Genomic DNA, 1789 nt, shown 5'->3' with positions numbered 1-1789 from the left:
GATACATGCGGCGCGGTGTATGCACTGCTCGTCATCGCCGTGGCTGTGGCCTTGCGCACGCCGCGTACCGGGATGGACTCCTCGCGGGAATCCGCCGAGGCTGCCTTCGGGCTGGTCTCCGCGGGCGCCGCCTCGGGTACCGGGATTGTCTCTTCGCGCACGGCCCCCCACTCGGGAGTCTCGATGTTACGGAAGACGCTGGCCTGCGACGCGTGACGCACGACATCCTCGCGCGTCACCTCGCCCGCGTCTCCGCTGGCGGCCACATCGCTCAGGTTGACCCCGAGGTCGCGAGCCAGCTTGCGAATCGGCGGCTTCGCGACGACACCGATGGACGCGGCGACCGGACGTTCCGCCGTCTTGCGCCGGCGCGAGGTGACGGCGCCGCCCGTGCCATAGCCCACGAGTACGGCTCCGCCGGTCGCCTCTCCCACCTCGGTGGGCGCGGTGTTCGGCGGCGGTGCATCGGCTCCCGCCTCGCCGATCGTGATGATCGGCGCTCCGACGTTCACCGTCTCGCCTTCCCCCGCGAGCAGCTCGCTCACGGTGCCGGCGAACGGCGAGGGCAGCTCGACAAGCGACTTCGCAGTCTCGATCTCGACGAGGACGTCGTTGACCTTCACCTCGTCACCCGGCGCGACCCGCCAGGTCACGATCTCGGCCTCGGTCAAACCCTCACCGACATCGGGGAGGAGGAACGTCTGCGTGCTCATGCGGGATCCTTTCCGCGGGAACCAGGGCTCAGTATGCCAGGGCCCGGTCGACGGCCTCGAGGACGCGGTCAGCGTCGGGGAGGTATGTGCCCTCGAGCTTCGCCGGGGGGAACGGCGCATCGAAGCCCGACACGCGCAGGACGGGCGCCTCGAGGGAGTAGAAGGCGCGCTCTGTGACGGTTGCGGCGATCTCGCTTCCGAGGCTGGTGAAGCCCGGCGCCTCCTGCGCGTAGACCATGCGTCCCGTGGAACGCACCGAATCCAGGATGGGACCGTAGTCCACCGGCGAGAGCGAGCGCAGATCGATCACTTCGCAGCTGATGCCTTCGGCCTCGGCGAGAGCCGCAGCCTGCAGCAGGGTCGTGACCATGGCGCCGTGACCGACGAGAGTCACATCCGTTCCGCGACGCACGAGACGGCTCTCGTGCAGGCCGACCGGGGGAGAAGTCAGGTCGACCTCGCCCTTCTGCCAGTATTTGCTCTTCGGCTCGAGGAAGATGACGGGGTCATCGGAGAAGATCGCGTCCTGAATCATCCAGTAGGCGTCGTTCGGCGTCGACGGGCTGACGACCCGGAGACCCGCGGTGTGCGTGAAGTACGCCTCCGGGCTCTCCTGGTGGTGTTCGATCGCGCCGATGTGCCCGCCATAGGGGATGCGGATCACGACGGGCATGCTCAGCGCGCCCTGCATGCGGTTCGTGATCTTCGCGAGCTGTGACGTGATCTGATCGAAGGCCGGGTAGACGAATCCGTCGAACTGGATCTCGCACACCGGCCGGAATCCGCCCATGGCCAGACCGATCGCGGTGCCGACGATTCCGGACTCGGCGAGCGGGGTGTCGATCACGCGGTTCGGGCCGAACTCCGCGTGGAGCCCCTCGGTGATGCGGAAGACGCCGCCCAATGGCCCGATGTCCTCGCCCATCATGAGCACGCGGTCGCTGCGCTCCATCGCTTTGCGCAGCCCGGCGTTGAGGGCCTTGCTCAGCGGCATGTTCTGGGGCGCGTTCATACGTCCCCCTCCTCGAACGAGGCTTCGTACTCTTGCACCCAGGCGAGCTGCTCTTGCATCAGTG

The 1789-nt window shown here is 67.9% G+C and carries 2 protein-coding genes; both read right to left on the bottom strand.

What is annotated here, in order from left to right:
• A partial coding sequence (locus MIC448_RS15240; RefSeq protein ID WP_036301681.1) for a biotin/lipoyl-containing protein occupies positions 1 to 713 on the bottom strand: 713 nt, incomplete at its 3' end.
• 28 nt (positions 714 to 741) lie between these two features.
• A complete protein-coding gene (locus MIC448_RS15235) occupies positions 742 to 1725 on the bottom strand; it encodes an alpha-ketoacid dehydrogenase subunit beta (protein ID WP_036301679.1) in 984 nt (327 codons plus the stop codon).
• Positions 1726 to 1789 lie beyond the last annotated feature (64 nt).

Source organism: Microbacterium sp. C448 (assembly GCF_000582705.2).
GTDB lineage: Bacteria > Actinomycetota > Actinomycetes > Actinomycetales > Microbacteriaceae > Microbacterium > Microbacterium lacus_A.
Note: the sequence above shows the minus strand (reverse complement) of the source record. Positions and strands in the feature narration are given on the sequence as shown.

What these genes read in the sequence shown, in the direction of transcription:
- MIC448_RS15235 (WP_036301679.1), bottom strand. Translation starts at nt 1,725, where the DNA reads ATGAACGCGCCCCAGAACATGCCGCTGAGCAAGGCCCTCAACGCCGGG.